The 20,126-nt window shown below is 68.1% G+C and carries 19 protein-coding genes; 11 read left to right on the top strand and 8 right to left on the bottom strand.

Going from position 1 to position 20,126, the window contains the following annotated elements:
* Window positions 1–4: 4 nt before the first annotated feature.
* Window positions 5–628, top strand: coding sequence for a ribosome biogenesis factor YjgA (gene yjgA / locus FN976_RS19845; protein ID WP_145894796.1), 624 nt, complete (start codon window positions 5–7; stop codon window positions 626–628).
* Window positions 621–1,217 carry a molybdopterin adenylyltransferase gene (gene mog, locus FN976_RS19840; RefSeq protein ID WP_145894795.1) on the top strand — a complete coding sequence of 199 codons (597 nt, stop codon included), beginning with the start codon at window positions 621–623 and terminating at the stop codon, window positions 1,215–1,217. The genes yjgA and mog overlap by 8 nt, the downstream gene beginning before the upstream one ends.
* Window positions 1,218–1,294: 77 nt before the next feature.
* Here the strand turns inward: mog and cysE are convergent, their stop codons facing one another.
* Window positions 1,295–2,071, bottom strand: a complete 777-nt coding sequence (gene cysE / locus FN976_RS19835) for a serine O-acetyltransferase (RefSeq protein ID WP_145894794.1) — start codon at window positions 2,069–2,071, stop codon at window positions 1,295–1,297.
* A gap of 9 nt (window positions 2,072–2,080) precedes the next feature.
* Window positions 2,081–2,809 (bottom strand): RNA methyltransferase, encoded by a 729-nt coding sequence (locus FN976_RS19830; protein ID WP_145894793.1) that lies wholly within the window; start codon window positions 2,807–2,809, stop codon window positions 2,081–2,083.
* Window positions 2,810–3,189: 380 nt separating this feature from the next.
* On the opposite strand from FN976_RS19830, the gene cuyB reads away from it, so the two are divergent.
* From cuyB to FN976_RS19815, 3 genes are all read left to right on the top strand, one after another.
* Window positions 3,190–3,906, top strand: a complete 717-nt coding sequence (gene cuyB, locus FN976_RS19825; protein WP_186511033.1) for a cysteate racemase — start codon at window positions 3,190–3,192, stop codon at window positions 3,904–3,906.
* Window positions 3,907–4,066: 160 nt separating this feature from the next.
* Entirely contained in the window at window positions 4,067–4,978 is a 912-nt protein-coding gene (locus FN976_RS19820) for an inositol monophosphatase family protein (RefSeq protein WP_145894791.1), read from the top strand.
* Complete coding sequence (locus FN976_RS19815; protein ID WP_145894790.1) at window positions 4,971–6,041, top strand: mechanosensitive ion channel family protein; 1,071 nt, start codon at window positions 4,971–4,973, stop codon at window positions 6,039–6,041. The genes FN976_RS19820 and FN976_RS19815 overlap by 8 nt, the downstream gene beginning before the upstream one ends.
* A gap of 6 nt (window positions 6,042–6,047) precedes the next feature.
* On the opposite strand, the gene FN976_RS19810 is transcribed toward FN976_RS19815, so the two are convergent.
* Window positions 6,048–6,599 carry a hypothetical protein gene (locus tag FN976_RS19810; RefSeq protein WP_145894789.1) on the bottom strand — a complete coding sequence of 184 codons (552 nt, stop codon included), beginning with the start codon at window positions 6,597–6,599 and terminating at the stop codon, window positions 6,048–6,050.
* 112 nt (window positions 6,600–6,711) lie between these two features.
* Between FN976_RS19810 and mutS the strand changes: the two genes are divergently transcribed.
* Genes mutS through FN976_RS19790 form a run of 4 tightly spaced genes read left to right on the top strand, consistent with a single transcriptional unit; the run spans window position 6,712 to window position 12,327 of the window.
* A complete protein-coding gene (gene mutS, locus FN976_RS19805) occupies window positions 6,712–9,318 on the top strand; it encodes a DNA mismatch repair protein MutS (protein WP_145894788.1) in 2,607 nt (868 codons plus the stop codon).
* Entirely contained in the window at window positions 9,315–10,148 is an 834-nt protein-coding gene (locus tag FN976_RS19800) for a proteasome-type protease (RefSeq protein WP_145894787.1), read from the top strand. The genes mutS and FN976_RS19800 overlap by 4 nt, the downstream gene beginning before the upstream one ends.
* A gap of 39 nt (window positions 10,149–10,187) precedes the next feature.
* A complete protein-coding gene (locus tag FN976_RS19795) occupies window positions 10,188–11,516 on the top strand; it encodes an alkaline phosphatase D family protein (RefSeq protein ID WP_145894786.1) in 1,329 nt (442 codons plus the stop codon).
* A 10-nt stretch (window positions 11,517–11,526) separates the two neighbouring features.
* Window positions 11,527–12,327, top strand: coding sequence for an alpha/beta hydrolase (locus FN976_RS19790; RefSeq protein WP_145894785.1), 801 nt, complete (start codon window positions 11,527–11,529; stop codon window positions 12,325–12,327).
* A 96-nt stretch (window positions 12,328–12,423) separates the two neighbouring features.
* Here the strand turns inward: FN976_RS19790 and FN976_RS19785 are convergent, their stop codons facing one another.
* Window positions 12,424–13,779, bottom strand: coding sequence for a serine/threonine-protein kinase (locus FN976_RS19785; protein ID WP_145894784.1), 1,356 nt, complete (start codon window positions 13,777–13,779; stop codon window positions 12,424–12,426).
* Window positions 13,780–13,965: 186 nt separating this feature from the next.
* Here FN976_RS19785 and FN976_RS19780 point away from each other — a divergent pair, with 186 nt between their 5' ends.
* Window positions 13,966–14,766 (top strand): esterase/lipase family protein, encoded by an 801-nt coding sequence (locus tag FN976_RS19780; protein ID WP_222432857.1) that lies wholly within the window; start codon window positions 13,966–13,968, stop codon window positions 14,764–14,766.
* Here FN976_RS19780 and FN976_RS19775 read toward each other — a convergent pair.
* Window positions 14,738–15,562, bottom strand: a complete 825-nt coding sequence (locus tag FN976_RS19775; RefSeq protein ID WP_145894783.1) for an undecaprenyl-diphosphate phosphatase — start codon at window positions 15,560–15,562, stop codon at window positions 14,738–14,740. The two genes, FN976_RS19780 and FN976_RS19775, sit on opposite strands and share 29 nt — an antisense overlap.
* A gap of 171 nt (window positions 15,563–15,733) precedes the next feature.
* On the opposite strand from FN976_RS19775, the gene FN976_RS28950 reads away from it, so the two are divergent.
* The gene (locus FN976_RS28950) at window positions 15,734–15,883 is read left to right on the top strand and encodes a hypothetical protein (RefSeq protein WP_222432856.1); all 150 of its coding nucleotides are present in this window, start codon (window positions 15,734–15,736) and stop codon (window positions 15,881–15,883) included.
* A gap of 99 nt (window positions 15,884–15,982) precedes the next feature.
* Here the strand turns inward: FN976_RS28950 and FN976_RS19770 are convergent, their stop codons facing one another.
* The 3 genes from FN976_RS19770 to FN976_RS19760 are packed head-to-tail and all read right to left on the bottom strand — an operon-like array spanning window position 15,983 to window position 20,033.
* Window positions 15,983–17,215 (bottom strand): ABC transporter permease, encoded by a 1,233-nt coding sequence (locus FN976_RS19770; protein ID WP_145894782.1) that lies wholly within the window; start codon window positions 17,213–17,215, stop codon window positions 15,983–15,985.
* Window positions 17,212–17,994 carry an ABC transporter ATP-binding protein gene (locus FN976_RS19765; RefSeq protein WP_284699199.1) on the bottom strand — a complete coding sequence of 261 codons (783 nt, stop codon included), beginning with the start codon at window positions 17,992–17,994 and terminating at the stop codon, window positions 17,212–17,214. The genes FN976_RS19770 and FN976_RS19765 overlap by 4 nt, the downstream gene beginning before the upstream one ends.
* Window positions 17,994–20,033 carry an efflux RND transporter periplasmic adaptor subunit gene (locus FN976_RS19760; protein WP_186511027.1) on the bottom strand — a complete coding sequence of 680 codons (2,040 nt, stop codon included), beginning with the start codon at window positions 20,031–20,033 and terminating at the stop codon, window positions 17,994–17,996. The genes FN976_RS19765 and FN976_RS19760 overlap by 1 nt, the downstream gene beginning before the upstream one ends.
* Window positions 20,034–20,126 lie beyond the last annotated feature (93 nt).

Genomic DNA, 20,126 nt, shown 5'->3' with positions numbered 1-20,126 from the left:
ACCCATGCCACGCAAACCCAAAAAAGGCTACTACGTCCGCGGCGAGTTCGTGGCGGAAGGCAGTGAGCTCGACCTCGAACTGGAGGCCGAACGCACGGGCGGTGTGCCGAGCCGGACCGAACTCAAGCGCGAAAGTACCGAGCTGCAGAAGCTCGGCGAAGACCTGCTGACGCTTCGGCGCGACCTGTACGAGCGGCTGGCCCTGCCCGAAAGCCTCGACGACGCCCTGAACGCCGTGCGCAAGATCACCAACTTCGAAGGCCGGCGCCGCCAGATGCAGTACGTCGGCAAGCTGATGCGCGGCCTGGAGGAAGAAACCCGCCAGGCGATCCGCGATGCGCTCCAGGAACAGCACAGCGGTTCGGCCCAGCAAACGCTGGCCCTGCACGCTGCGGAGCGTTGGCGCGACGACCTGATCGCGCGTGACGAAGCGCTGCAGCAATGGCTGGACGCGCATCCGGCCACCGACGCGCAGCAGCTGCGCGCGCTGATCCGCCAAGCCCGGAAGGACGGAGCGGTACCGGACGCGGATGCGGTCTCGAAAGGCCTGGCCCCGCGCCGCAGCCGCGCCTTCCGCGACATCTTCCAGATCGTGCGCGAAACGCTGGATGGACCGGACGATGAGTGAGCACGACGCCGTCCGGATCGGCATTGTTTCCATCAGCGACCGCGCATCCAGCGGCGTCTACGAGGACAAGGGCCTGCCCGCGCTGAAGGATTGGCTCACGCGCGCACTGAAAAATCCGCTCACGTTCGAGTCGCGCCTGATCCCGGACGAGAAGGAGGGCATCAGCGCCGCGCTGGTGGAACTGGTGGACGCGGGCTGCTCCCTGGTGCTGACCACCGGCGGCACGGGCCCGGCGGTGCGCGACGTGACGCCTGAAGCCACGCTGGCCATTGCCGACCGCGAGATGCCCGGTTTCGGTGAGCAGATGCGGCAGATCAGCCTGCGCTTCGTGCCGACCGCCATCCTGTCGCGGCAAGTGGCGGTGATCCGCGGACGCAGCCTCATCATCAACCTGCCCGGGCAGCCGAAATCGATCCAGGAGACCCTGGAAGGGCTGAAGGATGCGGATGGCCAATCGCTGGTGCCGGGGATCTTTGCGGCCGTGCCGTATTGCATCGACCTGATCGGCGGGCCCTACCTCGAGACGAACGACGAGGTGTGCAAGGGGTTCCGGCCGAAGTCGGCGATCAAGGTGTCATCCCGGGCTTGACCCGGGATCCATGGTGGCGCGCCTCGATGGATGCCGGATCAAGTCCGGCATGACAAGGCTTTGCGGGATGGCGGCGCCTATTTCCCCACCAGCTGCGTCAGCTTCTCCGCCTCGAAGTTTTCCTTCGTCTGTGCATCCAGCGGCACGCAGTCGCTGCTGCTGCGCCGCTCCTGCGACAGCTTCTCGATCGCCTGCCACAGCAGCGCGATCTGGTGCTCGTGCGAACCGGCGTTGTCGATCAGGCCCTTCATGGCCTGAGACAGCGGATCGTCTTCCAGCGTGATGCCATAAGCCGAGAACTTCTCGGGCTGGCCCGTGACGTCGGCGCTGGTGTCGTCCTTCGAGGGGATGATCCGCGCCGGAATCCCCACCGCCGTGGCACCCGCCGGGACCGGCTTGATGACCACCGCGTTGCTGCCGATCTTGGCGCCGTCGCCGACCACGAAGCCGCCCAGCACCTTGGCACCGGCGCTGACGACCACGTTGCGGCCGAGCGTGGGATGCCGTTTGGTGCCCTTGTAGAGCGAGGTCCCACCCAGGGTCACGCCCTGGTAGATCGTGCAGCCATCACCGATCTCGGCGGTCTCGCCCACCACCACGCCCATGGCATGGTCGAAGAAGACCCGTTCGCCCAGCTTGGCGCCCGGATGGATTTCGATGCCGGTGAACCAACGCGAGAGCATGGAAATGAAGCGGCCCAGCCACTTCAAGCCGCGGTTCCACAGCCAGTGCGACAGCCGGTGCAGCACCACCGCATGCAGGCCCGGATAACACGTGAGCACCTCCCAGGTGCTCCGGGCAGCCGGATCGCGGTCGAGGATGCACTGGATGTCGGAACGCACGCGCGTGAACATGATGACAGTCTAAAGCTTTGCTTTTCTTGCTGCGTCGGCCATGGCTTTCGCGACACCACGCAGGATGTGGATTTCCTCGGGGGTCGGTTGCGCCCGGTTGAAAAGCTGGTTCAGGCGCGGCATCAGCTTCTTCGGCGCCGCCGGATCGAGAAAGCCCACCTCGATCAGCGCCTGCTCCCAGTGCTGGAGCATGCCGGTGACGGCCTGGGCGTCGGCGGGTTCCGTGCTTGATGGGGAAGGCGCGGCACCTGAGAACCCGCCCAGCGCCATCCGCCATTCGTAGGCAATCACCTGGATCGCCGCACCGAGGTTGAGCGAGCCATAGTCCGGCGCGACCGGGATGCGCAAGGCGGCATGGCAGCGGTAGACGTCCTCATTTCGCATGCCGTAGCGCTCGGAGCCGAAGAGGAAGCCCACGCAGCCACCAGCGGCCGGCAGCGCGGCCAAGTGCTCGCGCGGGGTCCGTGTCGGCGGGCCGAAATCCCGCGCCGTCATCACCGTCGCGCACAGGTGCGTGACATTTTCCAGCGCTTCGTCAAGTGTCGCGACGGCACGCGCCTTGGCCAGCACGTCGGTGGCGCCACTGGCGCGGTCCACGGCTTCCTGCCGCGTCAGCACGTCGTCCCAGCGCGGATTCACCAGCACCAGGTCGTCGAAACCCATCACCTTCATGGCGCGCGCGGCGGCGCCGACGTTGCCTGCATGGCTGGTCTCGATCAGGATGAAACGGGTGTTCACGGTCAGGGCCTGCTAACGCTATTTTGACGATGCGAACGTACCTGAAACCGCGCCAGGCTAGGCGCACGACGACGCCAAGGCTGGCCGCCTTGGCTAGGAGTGGAACGACGCCTGGCGCGGTTTCAGGCACGTTCGCTCCGGGTTGCGGCCAAAAAGGCCATGCGCCGCGTTACGAGTCCTTGACGCAGGTCACTGCGCCTGCGGACTCGCGCCAAGCGCGGCCCCCGAAAAATCGCGGAGCGATTTTCCGGGGACCCCGCGCGCATGACCTTTTTGGCGAGCAACGCATCGCCAAAATAGCGTTAGCAGGCCCTGGGATTGTCTCTGCTGGCGACAACTGCGATACTTCTGTAATCATTCGTAAGGCGGTGGAGTCCAAGATGCGCGTACCCGCGCTCGGCGTTCTCGGCGGCATGGGCCCCCTGGCGACAGCCGATTTTCTCTACAAGCTCGCCGCGGCCACGCGCGCAGGGCACGACCAGGAACACATCCCGGTCCTCGTGTACGGCGACTGCACCACGCCGGACCGCACCGCCGCCGTGCTGGGCAAGGGACCGTCGCCCTTGCCGCAGCTGCTGGAAGGCATCGAATTCCTGAACGCGGCGCGCTGCGCGGTCATCGCCGTCCCCTGCAACAGCGCGCACGTCTGGTACCAGGACATGGCGGATGCCAGCCTGGCGCCGGTGCTGCACATCGTCGAAGCCAGCGCCCGCCAGGTCCAGCGCAACGATCCCAAGACGCGGCGCGTCGGCGTGCTCAGCACCGAGGGCACCCACCGCATGGGCATCTACAAGGGCGTGCTGGAAAAGATGGGCTTCGAAGTCCTGACTCCGAGGCCGGACGAATTCTCCACCCTGGTGAGCCCCGGCATCGCGGACATCAAGGGCAACCGCATGCACGAAGCGGAAGAGAAGTTCGACGTGGCGGCGGACCGGCTGATCGAGCGCGGCGCGCAGCAGATCATCCTGGGCTGCACCGAGATCCCCCTGGGCATGGTTCGGCGCACGCGGGACAACCCCAGGACGGTCGTCGATTCGACGCAAGCCCTGGTCACCGCAGTCATCGAACGCTTCGAGCAGGGCGCCTTCCGCGCCTGACGCTGCCCGTCCCGCGGATAGGCAATTCCACGTAAGAGGGCGCCTCCGGGAGCCCTGCGGGGCGGACTACACCCCCACCCGGTAAAATCACGTTAAGTTGGCCGTCCGCATCGCCGGAACGGCTTTTGCCCCTTCGCGGGCGCAGCTCTTCCAAAATCCAATGTCGTCCAACCAGCACCCCATGCTCAATGTGGCCGTGAAGGCCGCTCGCGCCGCCGGCGCCATCATCAACCGCGCCGCGCTCGATGTGGAGTCCGTCCGCATCTCCCAGAAGCAGGTGAACGACTTCGTCACCGAAGTCGACCACGCGAGCGAACGCGCCGTCATCGAGACATTGCTGGGGGCCTACCCCACGCACGGGATCTGGGCCGAGGAATCGGGCCGCGAACACGGCAACGCGAGCAGCGATCACGTGTGGGTGATCGACCCCCTGGACGGCACCACCAATTTCATCCACGGCTTCCCGGTCTATTGCGTCAGCATCGCGCTGCTCGTGAAAGGCCGCGTCGAGCAGGCCGTGGTCTACGACCCCACCCGCAACGACCTCTTCACCGCCACGCGCGGGCGCGGCGCCTACGTGAACGACCGGCGCCTGCGCGTGAGCAAGCGCACGCAGCTCAAGGACTCGCTGGTTTCCACCGGCTTTCCGTTCCGCCCGGGCGACAACTTCAACGTGTACCTGCGCATGATGGCCGACGTGATGCAGCGCACGGCCGGCCTGCGCCGTCCGGGCGCGGCCGCGCTCGACCTCGCCTACGTCGCTGCCGGCTTCACCGAAGGTTTTTTCGAAACGGGGCTGTCGCCCTGGGACGTGGCCGCGGGTTCGCTGCTGGTGACCGAGGCCGGCGGACTCGTCGGCAACTTCACCGGGGAAGCCGATTTCCTGGAGCAGAAGGAATGCGTCGCCGGCAACCCGAAGGTTTACGGCCAGCTGGTGCAGATCCTGAAGAAGCACAGCAAGTTCGCGAGCGCCGGCGAAAAGGCCGACTTGCGGCAGAACACCCCCACCCTGGTCGACCCCGCGCTGCGTCCCGGCACGCAGGTGGACGAGGCCCCCGCGAAAGATGCCTGAGACCTCCCAACTCTCCTCCTTCCTCTCGGACAATCACTGGGTGGCCGTGCTGCTGGCCGCCGCGCTGGCGGTTGTTCTTTCCCTGGGGATCCATCGCGCAGTCCGCGCCCTGCTGCGCCGCACCGCGCGCGGGTCACTCCTCCTGCATGCGTTGCTGGACCGCACCGAACGCTCCGCGTGCATCGCCTGGCCGTTGATCGCGCTGCAGATCGTCTGGCAGGCAGCCCCCGACACGCTCCCCTGGATCTCCACCGTCCGCCACGTCAACGGCCTGGCGCTGATCGCCGTCCTGACGGCGCTGGCCATGGGCGTGATCGGCGGGCTGGCCGATGGGCTGATCGCCCGCCACCCGTCGACCATGGAAGACAACCTCGCGGCCCGGCGCATCCAGACGCAGGCCCGGGTGCTCTCGCGCAGCGCCATGGTGCTGGTGGTGATCGCCGGTACGGCGATGGCCCTGCTCACTTTCCCGGGCGCGCGCCAGCTGGGTGCCACGTTGCTGGCTTCCGCCGGGGTGCTGGGCATCGTGGCCGGTATCGCGGCGCGGCCGATCTTCAGCAACCTCATCGCGGGCCTGCAGCTGGCCCTGGCGCAGCCGATCCGCCTGGACGACGTGCTGATCGTCGAGGGCGAGTTCGGCCGGGTCGAGGAGATCACCGGCACCTATGTCGTGCTGAAGATCTGGGACGAGCGCCGCATGATCGTGCCGCTGCAGTGGTTCATCGAGCATCCGTTCGAGAACTGGACCCGCAACAACTCGGCCATCCACCAGCCGGTGTACCTGCACGTGGACTTCGCGACGCCGCTGGCGCCGCTGCGCGCGGAGCTGGAGCGCATCGTGCGCGCCGCCCCCGAATGGGATGGGCGTACCTGCACGCTGGTGGTCGCCGACACGAGCGAACGCACGATGAAGCTGCGGGCACTGATCTCCGCGGCCGACGCCAGCCGCGCGTTCGACCTGGGCTGCAAGGTCCGCGAGGGCCTGCTGGCCTTCCTGAACCGCGAGCATCCGGACAGCCTGCCGCAGCTGCGCACCGTCCAGGCGGAACCCCTGCCCGCCTGAGCGCCTTCAGCCCGCCTTCGCCGGATTCACGAACGCCTGGAACACCTGCGTCGACAGGAACTTGGCCGGCTCCGGCGCCGCCTGGGAGACGATCGCGGCCATGTGGACCAGCAATTCCTGTTCGCCCTTGCGGTCCGCCGGGACGATCCGCAGCCGCTCGCTCAGTCCCGGCTGCCCGATGGCGGTGATCACCCCCTGCACTCCGCGTTCGGCCTCTTCCCGGCTCGCGAAGGGAGCGATCTCGTCTTCGTGGTGCACGCTGAACCAGACCGAAACCGCGCCGCTGGCGATATCGTCATGCATGTTCCGCGGTTCGAGAAATCGGGGGGCCTTGGTGCTCAGCACCGCGCGGACGCCGCCATCGGCGGCGACCAGGATCACCGCCCAAGGCGTGTTTTCCGGCAAGGGGGCGGCCACCCGCCGCTTCAGCGACATGGCGAGCTGGGCGTAAAAATCTTCCGCGCTCCCGGAGGAGCGTGCCTTGGCTTCCTCGCACGCCTGGCGCACGAGATCGGGTGAAATGCTGGCCGCGATGGCCTGCCTGACGTTGGTCGTCATTTTTCTGCTCCTCCCCGTTGGACGGCGCGCCCCTTGCGCACTCACGGTCGCGTCACTGTACAGGATGGCAGGGGCAGGTGGGCAACGAAACGTTCGGGATAATCCCGGCAGGATGACCCACAACCCGCCGGATTACAGCGCCCACACGCCCATGATGGCGCAGTACTTGCGCATCAAGGCGGATCACCCGAAGACGCTGGTGTTCTACCGCATGGGCGACTTCTACGAGCTCTTCTTCGCCGACGCCGAGAAGGCCGCGCGGCTGCTGGACATCACGCTCACGCGCCGCGGCATGTCGGCGGGTGAGCCGGTGGTGATGGCGGGCGTGCCCTTCCACTCGATGGAGGGCTACCTCGCCCGGCTGATCCGGCTCGGCGAGTCGGTCGCCATCTGCGAACAGGTCGGCGACGTCGCCACCAGCAAGGGGCCGGTGGAGCGCAAGGTCATGCGCGTGGTCACGCCGGGCACGCTCACCGACAGCGAGTTGCTGGCCGAGAAGTCCGAGGCGGTGCTGCTGGCGGTCCATCAAGGCGCCAGGCACCGGGTGGGCCTGGCCTGGCTGAGCGTGACACAGGGCGCGATCCAGCTGGCCGAATGCGACGCCGGCGACCTGGAAGCCTGGCTCGCGCGCATCGCGCCCAGCGAGTTGCTGTACGGCGCCGACAGCACGGCGGCCTTCACGCAGCGGCTGCAGGGGCAGCGCACCGCGAACGGCTTCGCCCTGGCGGAACGCCCGGCCTGGCAGTTCGACGCCGGCCTGGGCCAGCGCAAGCTGCTGGAGCAATTGCAGGCCGGCACGCTCGCTGCCTGGGGCGCCGAGGCCCTGCCCTGCGCCCATGCGGCGGCCGCGGGCCTGCTCGCGTACGCCGAGCACACGCAGGGCCGCGCGCTCTCCCACGTCCGCCAACTGCAGGTGCTGCGCGACGGCGAGCACCTCGAACTGCCGCCCGCCACCCGCCGCAACCTGGAACTGGTGCAAACGCTGCGCGGCGAAGACTCGCCCACCCTGTTCTCCCTGCTGGACACCTGCCAGAGCGGCATGGGCAGCCGCGCGCTGAAAGCCTGGCTGCTGGAGCCGCTGCGCGACCGGACGATCGCTTCCCAGCGGCTCGAAGCCATCACGGCGCTGCGCGAAGGCGGCTGGCAAAAACTGCGCGCCGAACTCAAGGGCGTGAGCGACGTCGAGCGCATCAGCGCACGCATCGCGTTGCGCCAGGTGCGGCCGCGCGAGCTGGTCGGCTTGTGTTTGTCGCTCGCCAAGGCGGAGCAGGTGGCGACGCAGGTGCACGGCGCGACTGGCTTGCTGGCGGACTTGCGCAACCAGCTCGCGGCGCCACCCGGCTGCAGCGAGCGCCTGCGCAGCACCCTGCGGGAAGACCCCGCGGCCCTGGTCCGCGACGGTGGCGTCATCGCCACCGGCTGCGACGCCGAACTCGACGAGCTGCGCGCCATCCAGGACAACTGCGACGGCTTCCTGCTGGAGCTCGAAGGCCGCGAGCGCGCCCGCAGCGGCATCGCCAACCTGCGGGTGCAGTTCAACAAGGTGCACGGCTTCTACATCGAGGTCACGCAAGGCCAATTGGACAAGGTGCCGGCCGACTACCGCCGCCGCCAGACGCTGAAGAATGCCGAGCGCTTCATCACGCCGGAGCTGAAGACGTTCGAGGACAAGGCGCTGTCGGCCCAGGAGCGCGCGCTCGCGCGCGAGAAGTGGCTCTACGAGCAGTTGCTGGACGACTTGCAGGCGCATATCCCCGCGCTCACCCAACTCGCCCGGGCACTGGCGTCGCTCGATGCCTTGGCCGCGCTGGCCGAACGCTCGCTCACGCTCAACTGGTGCCGCCCGCAGTTCATCAAGGAGCCGGGCATCGAGATCACGCAGGGCCGGCACCCTGTGGTGGAAATGCGCCTGGCCGAAACCCACGCCGGCGCCTTCATCCCGAACGACACCCGCCTGGGGCCGAAGCAGCGCATGCAGGTCATCACCGGCCCCAACATGGGCGGCAAGTCCACCTACATGCGGCAGGTGGCCTTGATCTGCCTGCTGGCGGCCATGGGCTCCTACGTGCCGGCGCAGGCCTGCCGTCTGGGGCCGATCGACGCGATCCATACGCGCATCGGAGCGGCCGACGACCTGGCGAATGCCCAGTCGACCTTCATGCTGGAGATGACGGAAGCCGCGCAGATCCTGCATGGCGCCACGGCGCAGAGTCTGGTGCTGATGGACGAGATCGGCCGCGGCACCTCGACCTTCGACGGCCTGGCGCTGGCGTCCGGCATCGCCGCGCATCTGCACGACCGCACCCAGGCCTTCACGCTGTTCGCCACCCACTACTTCGAGCTGACCGAGTTCCCGGCCAAGCACCATTGCGCAGTCAATGTCCACGTGGGAGCCACCGAGTCGGGTGCCGACATCGTGTTCCTGCACGAGATCCAGCCGGGCCCGGCGAGCCGCAGCTATGGCATTCAGGTGGCCCGGCTGGCGGGCATGCCCGCCGCGGTGGTCAACCATGCCCGGCATGCGCTGGCGGCGCTGGAAAACCAGCAGGTCCAGGCACGCGAGCAGGTAGACTTGTTCGCGCCACCTCCGGCCATGGATGCCGCCGCGCCGAGCGCGGTGGAAGCCGCGCTGGCGGCGCTGGACCCCGATGCGCTCAGCCCGCGCGAGGCCCTGGACGCGCTCTATGCGCTGAAGAAGAAAACAGAAAGCAAGCCATGACCTATTGCGTCGGCATCAAGCTCAATGCGGGCCTCGTGTTCCTCTCCGATTCGCGCACCAACGCGGGGGTGGACAACATCAGCACCTTCCGCAAGATGATCATCTACGAGAAGGCGGGTGACCGTTTCATGGTGCTGCTGTCGGCGGGCAACCTGAGCATCTCGCAATCGGTGCGCGAGATCCTGCAGGTGGAGCAGTTGAAGGAAACGCCCGAGAGCGAGCCCATCACCATCTGGAACGCCAACAGCATGTTCGACGCCTGCCGCGTGCTCGGCCAGGCGGTGCGCCACGTGTACGACCGCGACGCCGAGGCGCTCAAGCACGCCGGCGTGGAGTTCAACGTCAGCCTGGTCTTCGGCGGCCAGATCCGCGGCGAAGGCATGCGCCTCTTCCAGGTGTACTCGGCCGGCAACTTCATCGAGGCCACGCCCGAGACGCCCTACTTCCAGGTGGGCGAATACAAATACGGCAAGCCGGTGCTCGACCGCGTGCTGACGCCCGACACCCCGCTGGACGAAGCCGCCAAGTGCGCGCTGGTCTCGATGGATTCCACCATGAAGTCGAACCTCTCGGTCGGCCCGCCACTCGACCTGGTGGTGTACGACGCCAACCGGTTCGAGACCGACAAGGTGGTCTGCATCGACATGCAGAATCCCTACTTCCGCATGCTGCACACCAGCTGGGGCCAGAAGCTGCGCGAGGTATTCGACAGCCTGGAAGACCCCGTCTGGGACGACGCCCACACGGAGATCCCGCTGATGACGCACACCGAGGGCGGGCGCAGCAAGCCATTGAAGAAGATCTCGCGGCCGGAAGAGCGGCTGATCTGAGGGGAACGCCGGCACGCGCCGGCCTGAGAGGAGCGAAAAATGCGCAGATTGCTCATTGCCATGGCGTTGGCGTGGGCCGCCCACGCGGCCGCCCAGTCGCTCGCCGCCGGGCCGATGGTCGGTGCCACGGACATGCACGGCACCACCATCTGGCTGCAAGGCACCGCGCCGGCGCGGGCCGAGCTGGAATACTGGCCGGTGCAGGAGCCCACGAAGACGCGGCGCGTTTCCGCCCAACTCCAGGCAGCGGATGACCACGTGGCCCACGTGCGCATCGAAGGCCTGGAGCAGGCCACCCGCTACGCCTACCGCCTGCGCCTGAATGGCCAGCCGGCCGGTGACGTCCAGCACTTCCGCACCCAGACACGCTGGCAATGGCGCGGCCAGGTCGAGCCCCCCGCATTCACCGCCCTGCTCGGCTCCTGCCACTACCTGAACGAGCCGGCGCGCGACCGCGACGGCAACCCTTTCGGCGCCGGCTATGGCATCTTCAGCACGATGGCGGCCAGGCAGCCCGACCTGACGCTCTGGCTGGGCGACAACAGTTACCTGCGCGAGAACGAATGGTCCAGCGCCGAGGGCATCCGCTACCGGTTCCAGGCGGACCGCGCGCAGGCTGAACTGCAGCCCTTGCTGCGCGTCGGGCAGCACGCCGCCATCTGGGACGACCACGACTATGGCCCGGACGACTCCAACAGTTCCTACGAATTCAAGCAGGCCGCGCTGGACATGTTCAAGCGCTACTGGGCGAACGCCAGCTGGGGCCTGCCCGGCGTGCCCGGGATCTTCGGCAGCTTCAGCTTCTCCGACGTCGACTTCTTCCTGCTGGACAACCGCTGGTACCGTGACGCCGACAAGGACGCGCACACGAAGAACAAGCGCATGCTGGGCGACGCCCAGGTGCGCTGGCTGAAGAACGCGCTGCTGCAATCCACCGCCCCCCTGAAGGTGGTGGTGGGCGGCAGCCAGTTCCTGGCCAATGTCTCGCCGCGCTCCGAAGGCTGGTCGCGCTTCCCCGAAGAGCGGCAGGACTTCATGGACTGGCTGGCCGGCAACCGGCTCGACGGGGTGCTGTTCTTCAGCGGCGACAAGCACCACACCGAACTCACCAAGGTGGAACGCGCCGGCACGTACCCGTTGTACGACCTGACGTGTTCGCCGCTGACCGCGGGCGCCTTCCCCGGCGCGCCCGACACGGCCCGGCCGGACCGCATCCCTGGCACCATGGTGCCGATCCGCAACTTCTGCAGCTTCACGGTGGACGGGCCGAAGACGCGCCGCGTCATCACCATGAAGTCGTTCGATGCGCAGGGCAAGGAGCTGTGGTCGCACCAGCTCGAGGCGCAGGCGCTGCGCACGCCGCGCTGACCGGCCCGGCATGAATCCACTGATCGTCTTCTCCCACGCCAACAGCTTCCCGGCCTCCACCTACGGCGTCCTGTTCAAGAGCCTGCGTTCGCGCGGCTTCACCGTGAAGGCGGTGGACCGGTTCGGTCATGACCCGGACTACCCTGTCACCAACAACTGGCCGCACCTGGTGCAGCAGCTGCACGATTTCGCGAAGCGCGAAACCGAGAAGGCAGGCCAGCCCGCGTACCTGGTGGGCCACTCGCTCGGTGGTTTCCTGAGCCTGATGTGCGCGGCACGCCACCCGGAGCTCGCACGCGGGCTCCTGCTGCTCGACGCCCCGATGCTGGGTGGCTGGAAAGCGCAGGCGCTGCGCGCCGTGAAGTCCGCGCAACTGGTCGGCGCATTCACGCCCGGTGCAGTGAGCCGCAAGCGCAAGAACCGCTGGCCGTCGCGCGAGGCCGCGCTGGAGCACTTCCGCCACAAGAAGGCCTTCGCGAAGTGGGACCCGCAGGTGCTGGCCGACTACGTCGCGCACGGCACGCACGACGAAGACGGCGAGCGCGTGCTCGCTTTCGACCGCGACGTGGAGACGATGATCTACGACACGCTGCCCGACAACCTCGACCGGCTGCTGCAGCGGCACCCGCTGCGCTGCCCGGCGGCATTCATCGGCGGCCTGCAGTCGGAGGAGATGCAAAGAGTGGGGATGGCGCTGACGGAGAAGCTGACCGGAGGCCGCCACATGCTGGTGGACGGCAGCCACCTGTTCCCCATGGAGAAGCCCATCGCCACGGCCGCGGCCATCGAGGCCAGCCTGCTCGCGCTTTAGTGGGAGACAGGTGGGCGGGGGTGCGCCCGCCGGCGAACCCCCGCAGCGCGATGATCGCTGGGGTTCGCCTTGCGGGCTCACCCCAGCCTACGGAAGCTAGTTCTTTTGCGCCATGGGCGCCAGCGAGAGCGCGGGACCGCCGCCGTCACCGGTGCGCGACGTGTCCACATCCCACGCCCCGACCTTGGCCGTGGTGGCGATCAGGCGCTGCACCAGTTGCCGGATGAAAGCCTTGTCGAAGCGCATCTGCAGGTCGTCCGACGAAATGCGCAGGCCCGAATTGCGGATCTCCAGCGCCACCACGTCGGTCTCGGCGACGGCCGTCGCGGTGCGCATCGGGTTGTCGGGCTGCAGGTAGCACATCTCGCCGAGCGTCACGCCCGGCTCGATGGTCACGAGCTTGATGCCCTTGCGGCTGACGGCGATGCGGCCTTCCAGGATGATCAGGAACGAATCGCCCGGCGACTCTTCCTTCATCAGGGCGCTGCCAGCCGGGTACGAATGCAGCGTCCCGAGGTTCAGCGCCTCCCACAGCGCGGCGTCGTGGAAGCCCTCGAAGAAGGGCAGCTGGCGCATCTGCACGAAGTGCACCGCCTCGCGGTCCTGCGGCCGCTTGGCGGGCATGGCGCGGTTGATGGCGAGCAGCGCGTCGGCGAAATCCGACCAGTCCTCGTAGCGGTCCTTGGGCTTCTTCGCCATCGCCTTCAGGATCACCTCGTCCAGCGCCGCCGGCAGCTGCGCGCGCAGCGAGCTGGGCGCCGGCGGGTCCTCGGTGCCGATCTTGTAGAGGATGGCGTATTCCGAATCGCCCGCGAACGGGCGCCGGCCGGTCAGCAGCTCGTAGATGACGACGGCCAGCGAGAACATGTCGCTCTGGTGGGTCAGCTGCTCTTCGCGCACCTGTTCCGGCGACATGTACAGCGGCGAACCCACCAGGCCGGTGATCTGGGTCTGGTCACCGCGCGTCGAGATCGCCGTCCCGAAGTCGGTGAGCTTCACGTTGCCGCCACTCTGCACCATGACGTTCGCGGGCTTGATGTCGCGGTGCACCAGTCCGCGGCTGTGCGCGTGCTGCAGGGCGCTGCAGCACTTGTAGGCGATGTCCAGCACCTGCGCCACCGGCAGCAGCTTGTCGGGCGAGGTGTACGAGGCGAGCGTGTCGCCCTCGACGTACTCGAGCACCAGGTAGGGCTGCAGGGCGGACTCGTCGGCGTCGAACAGCCGCACGATGTGCGGGTGCCGCAGTTGACCGGCGATCAGCGCCTCGTTGCGCAGGCTGCGCCGGTAGCGGTACGAGAGGGCGTCCTCCTTCAGGAGGTGCGCGTGGATCTGCTTGACCGCGACGTTGCGCCGATGGAAGGCGTCGTAGGCGAGGTAGACCACACTGCTCGCGCCGCGCCCGATTTCCTTCTCGACGCGGTACTTGCCAATAGCGAATGCAGTGTCGGCCATGGAGTTTGTAGCTGAATGTTTGATATTCGCTGATCACGACACGGTTCACAACCATTCATCTGCAGGGTTAGGACCTTCGTTGGACATCTCGCCGCAGTGCTGCGGTGCAGCAGTTGTCGTGGTCCTACAGAGCCGATACCCGGCCGCCCACAGGGACGGGAAAGCGCCATCCCCACCATGGGAAGCATGCAACCTTCCGAGACCCTCAGCGCCTACCGGGCGCCTTCACTCACCCTGCTGGCCACCGAGCCCTTGCGGGCCCTCTTCGAGTTCGTCGGCGCCAAGGTCGGCGCCCGGGCCGCGCCCGTGGGCGACGGCCATCCCGTGGTCGTCTATCCCGGCCTGGGTGGCGGCGCCCTCAGCACCTCGCACCTGCGGCGCTTCCTGCGTGACAGCGGTTTCGACGCGCACGACTGGGGCGGCGGCGTCAACACCGGCCCCGAGGGCGACCTCGACCCCTGGCTGGACGGCCTGGTGGCGCGCGTGCGCACGCTGCACGCCCAGCATGGCCGCAAGGTCAGCCTGGTCGGCTGGAGCCTGGGCGGCGTGTTCGCCCGCGAGGTCGCCAAGCGCTGCCCCGAGTCGGTGCGCCAGGTCATCACGCTGGGCACGCCGTTCAATTCCATGGATGGTGCCAACCACGCCGGCACGCTGTACAAGCTGCTGGGCGGCGACACCTCGCAACTCACCCCCGAGATGAAGCGGCGCCTGAGCACCTGCCCGAACGTCCCGACGACGTCGGTGTACAGCCGGCACGACGGTGTCGTCTGCTGGCAGGGCTGCCTGGAGCGTGTCTCGCCGCTCGCGGAAAACATCGAGGTGCACGCGAGCCACCTGGGCATGGGCACCAACGCGCAGGTGCTGCGCATCGTGGCGGACCGGCTGGCGCAGCCGGAGGGCCGCTGGCGGCCCTACCAGCGCGGCCGCGCCGCGATGCGCCGGGCGCGCCGGACCAAGGTCAGGCCTGCCACTTCACCCAGCCGGTGAGCCAGGTCACCAGCACGATCACGCCGAACGCGATGCGGTACCACGCGAACGGCGTGAAGCTGTGGCTGGAGATGTAGCGCAGGAGCCAGCGCACGCACAGCCACGCGCTGAGGAACGAGAACAGCAGCCCAACGCCGAACAGCGGCAGGTCGTCCATGGACAGCTGCGCGCGCTCCTTCACCAGGCTGTACGCGCCGGCCCCGATCAGCGTGGGGATGGCCAGGTAGAACGAAAAGTCGGTCGCTGCCTTGCGCGACAGGCCCAGCAGCATGCCGCCGATGATGGTGGCGCCGCTGCGGCTGGTGCCCGGCACCAGCGCCAGGCATTGCACCAGCCCGAGCTTGAGGGCGTCCTTCCAGTCCATGTCGTCGGCTTCCTGGATGCGCACGGCCACGGGTGCGCGCTTCTCGACCCACAGGATGATGAAACCGCCCAGGATGAACGTGGTGGCGACGACCGAGGGCACGAACAGGTGCGACTTGATGATCTTGCCGAGGAGCAGCCCCAGCACGACCGCCGGGACGAACGCCACGACCACGTTGAGCACGAACCGCTGCGCGGCCCGCTCGTTCGGCAGCGCCACCAGCGTCGAGCGGATCTTCTGCCAGTACACGATGATCACGGCGAGGATCGCGCCGGTCTGGATGGCGATGTCGAAGACCTTGGCCTTCTCGTCGTCAAAGCCGAGCAAGGCGCCCGCCAGGATGAGGTGTCCCGTGCTGGAGATCGGCAGGAACTCGGTCAGGCCCTCCACCACGCCCATCACGGCGGCCTTCACCAGCAGCACGACATCCACACGGTTCTCCAGGCAAAAGAGCCGGATTATCGCCGTGCCGGCCTGGCTCATCAGCCAACCGCTACTACTCAGCGCCTGCCTGTTGTCCGACATGCACACCGGAAATGCATGGAATCGCTGCGCGCGCGAAACCTACAGGGAAAAAACGGCCAGCCCCCACCATTGCTTCCCATGAAAGTCATCAGCCTCCTCCACGTAGTGGTCGCCCAAGCCTTCTACCGCTGGGCGATGTCCGAAATCAACCCGATGCACCCCGACGTGCCGAAGATCATGATGCGACAACAGGAATTGGCCGAGAAACACAGGCAGATCTGGGCGTAGTCAGCTGTCATTGCGGGCTTGACCCGCAATCCTTTGCAGCATGGCAGAGTCCCAGGCTTGGCCGCATGGATCCCGGATCAAGTCCGGGATGACAACCCTCTACTCGTACCGCAACGCCTGGATGGGCAACAGCTGCGAGGCCCGGCGCGCCGGGTAGAAGCCGAAGAAGATTCCGACGAATGCCGAGAAGCCGCCGGCCAACACGACCGAACCCACGGTCATGCTGACCTGCCAACCGGCGAACTGGGCCACCGCCCAGGTGGAGACCGCGCCAACCACCACGCCGATGGCTCCGCCGATCAGCGACAGCGTGACGGCCTCGATCAGGAACTGCGTGAGGATGTCCCGGCCCCGGGCGCCGACGGCCATGCGCAATCCGATCTCCCGCGTGCGCTCGGTCACGCTCACCAGCATGATGTTCATGATGCCGATGCCGCCGATGACGAGGCTGATGCCCGCCACCGCCGCCAGCAGCATGGTCATCACCCGGCTGGACTCCTCCTGGGCCTGCAGGATTTCGGTGAGGTTGCGCAGCGAGAAGGGGTCTTCCGCGCCCGGCTGCACCTTGAAGCGCTGGCGCAGCAGCTCCTTGATGCCTTCTTCGGCCACCTTCATGCTGGCGCCTTCACGGACCCTCACGCCGATGGAGCCGACCCGTTTCAGCCGGCCTGGCGCGCCGCCCTGGATGCGGTTGCGATAGGTGTTGAGCGGGACGATGACGATGTCGTCCTGGTCGGACCCGGTGGCGCTCTGGCCCTTCTTCTCCAGCAGGCCGACCACCGTCACCGGCACCTTCTTCACCCGGATGATCTGGTCGATGGGATCGGCCTCGCCGAACAGTTGCATGGCCACCGTCTGCCCGATGATCGCCACCTTGGCCGCGCCGGCGAGCTCGGCCGGCTCGAACACGCGGCCGCCCGCCAGCGGCCAGTCGCGGCTTTCCAGGTAGTCGCTGGTGGTGCCGAAGATCACCGTGTTCCAGTTGGTGTTGCCCACCACCACCTGGGCCGTCGAGCGGATGTTGGGCGCAGCCACCTGCACCTCGGGGATCTCGCGCGCGATGGCGGCGGCGTCCTCTTCGGTGAGCGCCTGGCCGGTCTGCGCGCCCATGCGCACCCCGCCGGCGGTGACGCCGCCCGGCAGCACCAGCAGCACGTTGGTGCCCAGCGACTTCATCTGCGCCTGCACGCGCTCCGTCGCCCCGCGTCCGATGGCGATCATCGTGATCACCGCGCCCACGCCGATGATGATGCCCAGCATCGTGAGCATGCTGCGCAGCTTGTTGGCGGCGAGCGCGCGCAGGGCGGAGCGGAGGGCGGCGAGGGAGTTCATGCCGGGCTGTCATTGCGGGCTTGACCCGCAATCCATGGCGGCGCCGTGCCATGCATCGATGGATCCCGGATCAAGTCCGGGATGACAGCTTGGGGGACGACCACCGTCGAATCCTCGACGACATGCCCGTCCCGAAACACGATCTTGCGCCGCGCCCACGCCGCGATGTCGCTCTCGTGCGTGACCAGCACGACGGTCATGCCCTGCGCATTCAATTCCGTCAGCAGCCGCATGATGTCCTCGCTGGTCTGCGAATCCAGCGCCCCCGTGGGCTCGTCGGCCAGGATCAGCTGCGGCTTGTTGACGAGGGCCCGCGCGATCGCCACGCGCTGCTGCTGGCCGCCCGACAGCTCCGAAGGGGTGTGGCTGGCACGCTGGGCCAGGCCCACATGCGACAAGGCTTCCATCGCCCGCGCCCGCCGGTCCGCCGCCTTCACGCCCGCATAGACCATCGGCAGCTCGACGTTCTCCACCGCCGACGTGCGCGGCAGCAGGTTGAACTGCTGGAACACGAAGCCGATGCGCCGGTTGCGGATGGACGCCAGCTGGTCGGGCGCCATCTGTTCCACCGGCTCGTCCGCCAGCCGGTACTGCCCTTCCGTCGGCAGGTCGAGGCAGCCCAGGATGTTCATGAGCGTCGACTTGCCGGAGCCGGAGGCGCCCATGATGGCCACGAAGCCGCCCTCCTCGATGTCGAGCGACACGCCACGCAGCGCGTGCACGGTCTGGTCGCCCATGGCGTAGACCTTGGTCAGGCCGCGCGCCTGGATCAGCGCCATCAGAAGGCCATGCGCGGGCTGGTGCCGGCGGGCCTGGCCGCCGCGGGCGTGGAGACGGCGGTGATCACATGGGCGCCCTCCTTCAGTTCCCCGGCGTCCGCGGGGGCCACCAGCAGCTCGGTCATCGTGCCGTCGGTGATGCCCAGCCGCACGTTGAAGGCCCGGGGCTTGCCGTCTTCCCCCAGCAGGAAGATGCGCCCGCGCGTGACGCCGCGGCCGGCCACCTCGGCCATGATGGCCTGGTACTTGGTCTTCTGCTCGGGCGTCAGCAAGTCGGCGATGCGCGCGCGGATGTCGGCCGTGAGGCGCTCGCGCGCCTTGCCACGCTCCTCCTGCGGCAGCTCACGCAGTTGCCCGAACTTGGGCCGCGCGTCCGCGTAGATCGCATCGACCTTGTCTTTCTGCGCGGCGTCGAGCTGAAGTTCGGTGACGAGGCGGTTGCGGAATTCGGCCAGGGGGCCGCCGCCGCCGCCGGGCGCGGGGGCGGCTGCAGCTGGGGCCGCTGGCGCGGGCGCCTTGGCGGCTGCCTTGGGCACGACCGGCCCGGCGGCAGGTGCCGCCGACGATGCGGCAGGCGCGGTCGCCGCGGCGGCAGCCGGTGCCTGCGCGTTCGCCTGCGCCTGCCCCGCCGCCTGGGCCTGCATCTGCGCGTACTTCCCCTTCTGCTCGGCATTCAGCATCGCGGCGATGCGCCCGCGCATCTCGGCCAGCACCTTGTCGCGCGCCTCGCGCCGCTCGCCCTCCGGCAGGTCGCGCAGGGCCTGGAACTTGGGCCGCAGGTCCTCCGTGATCGCATCGAACTTGGCCTGCTGCTCCGCGGTGAGCGACAACTCGGCCACCAGCCGTTCCTTCATCGCCGCCAGGCCACCGCCCGCGCGGCCACCGGCCGGCTGCGCGTTGGCTAACGAGAACAGCGACCAGCCCGCCTGCCCCGTGGTCACGGCACCAGCAGCGCCCGACGCCGGCTTGCCCGGCGCTCCCGCCGGCTCCACGCCCGCGATGCGCACCCGCAGCGCCGCGTTCGGCACCTTCAGCACGTTCTCGCGCACGTCCGTCACGACCCGCACGTTGGCCGTCATCCCTGGCAGCAGGCGGCCGCCGGTATTGGAGAAGCCCAGCACGGCGACATAGGTCACCACGCTGGCGACCGTCTGGGCCGCCTTGCGCACCTGGCGGATCTCGCCCTCGAAGGTCTGGCCCGGGAAGGCATCCACGGTGAACGTCGCGCGCTGGCCGAGGCGGATGCGGCTGACGTCGCTCTCGTCCACGCTGGCCTCCACCTGCATGTCCTGCAGGTTCTGGGCGATGACGAACAGCTCGGGCGACGAGAGGCTGGCCGCCACCGTCTGGCCCTTCTCGATCGCGCGCTTGATGACGATGCCGTTCACCGGCGACAGGATCCGGGTGCGGGCCAGGTCCACCCGCGCCTGCGCCAGCGCCGCCAGCCGCTGCTGCACGTTGGCCTGCGCGCTCTTCACCTGCGCCTCGGTCACGCCCAGCTGGGCGTCGGCCGAGGCCATGCTTTCGCGCGTGGTGTTCACCAGCGCCTGCGCCTTGTCGGCCTCGCTCTGGGTGATGAACTGCTTCTCCACCAGCGACTTCTTGCGTTCGTAGTCGCGCTGCGCCTCGGTGTGGTCGACCTTGGCCCGCGAGACCGAAGCCCGGGATGCGGCCGAATTGGCCTGGGCCGTCAGCACGGCGGCCTGCGAAGCCTCGACGTCGGCCTGGGCCTGGCGCACCCGGTACTCGAAGGTCTCGGGGTCGATCATGGCGATCAGCTGGCCCGCCTTCACCTCGGAATTGAAGTCGACGTACAGCTCCTTGATCTGGCCGGAGACCTGCGTGCCCACCACCACCTGGGTGACCGGGGTCACCGTGCCGGAGGCCGACACGGTGGCTTGCAGGGTGCCCCGCTCCAGCTTGCCGGTGCGGTAGCTGGCCTCGGGAGCCCGCGCCTGCATCCACCACCAGCCGCCGCCGCCCGCCAGCGCCAGCAACGCCGCGCCGCCGGCCCACAGCTTCCAGGAGAGCTTTTTCATCACCGGATTGTAGGAACGGCTCATCCGTACCGCACGCCGGCCATGTCTCCAGCGTGTAAAGCGGCTGCATTTCACTCCCCGGCGTCTGCATTT

Origin of the sequence: Caenimonas sedimenti, assembly GCF_007833165.1 — a bacterium.
GTDB classification, from domain to species: Bacteria; Pseudomonadota; Gammaproteobacteria; order Burkholderiales; family Burkholderiaceae_C; genus Ramlibacter; species Ramlibacter sedimenti.
This window is presented reverse-complemented; position numbering and strand designations above follow the sequence as displayed.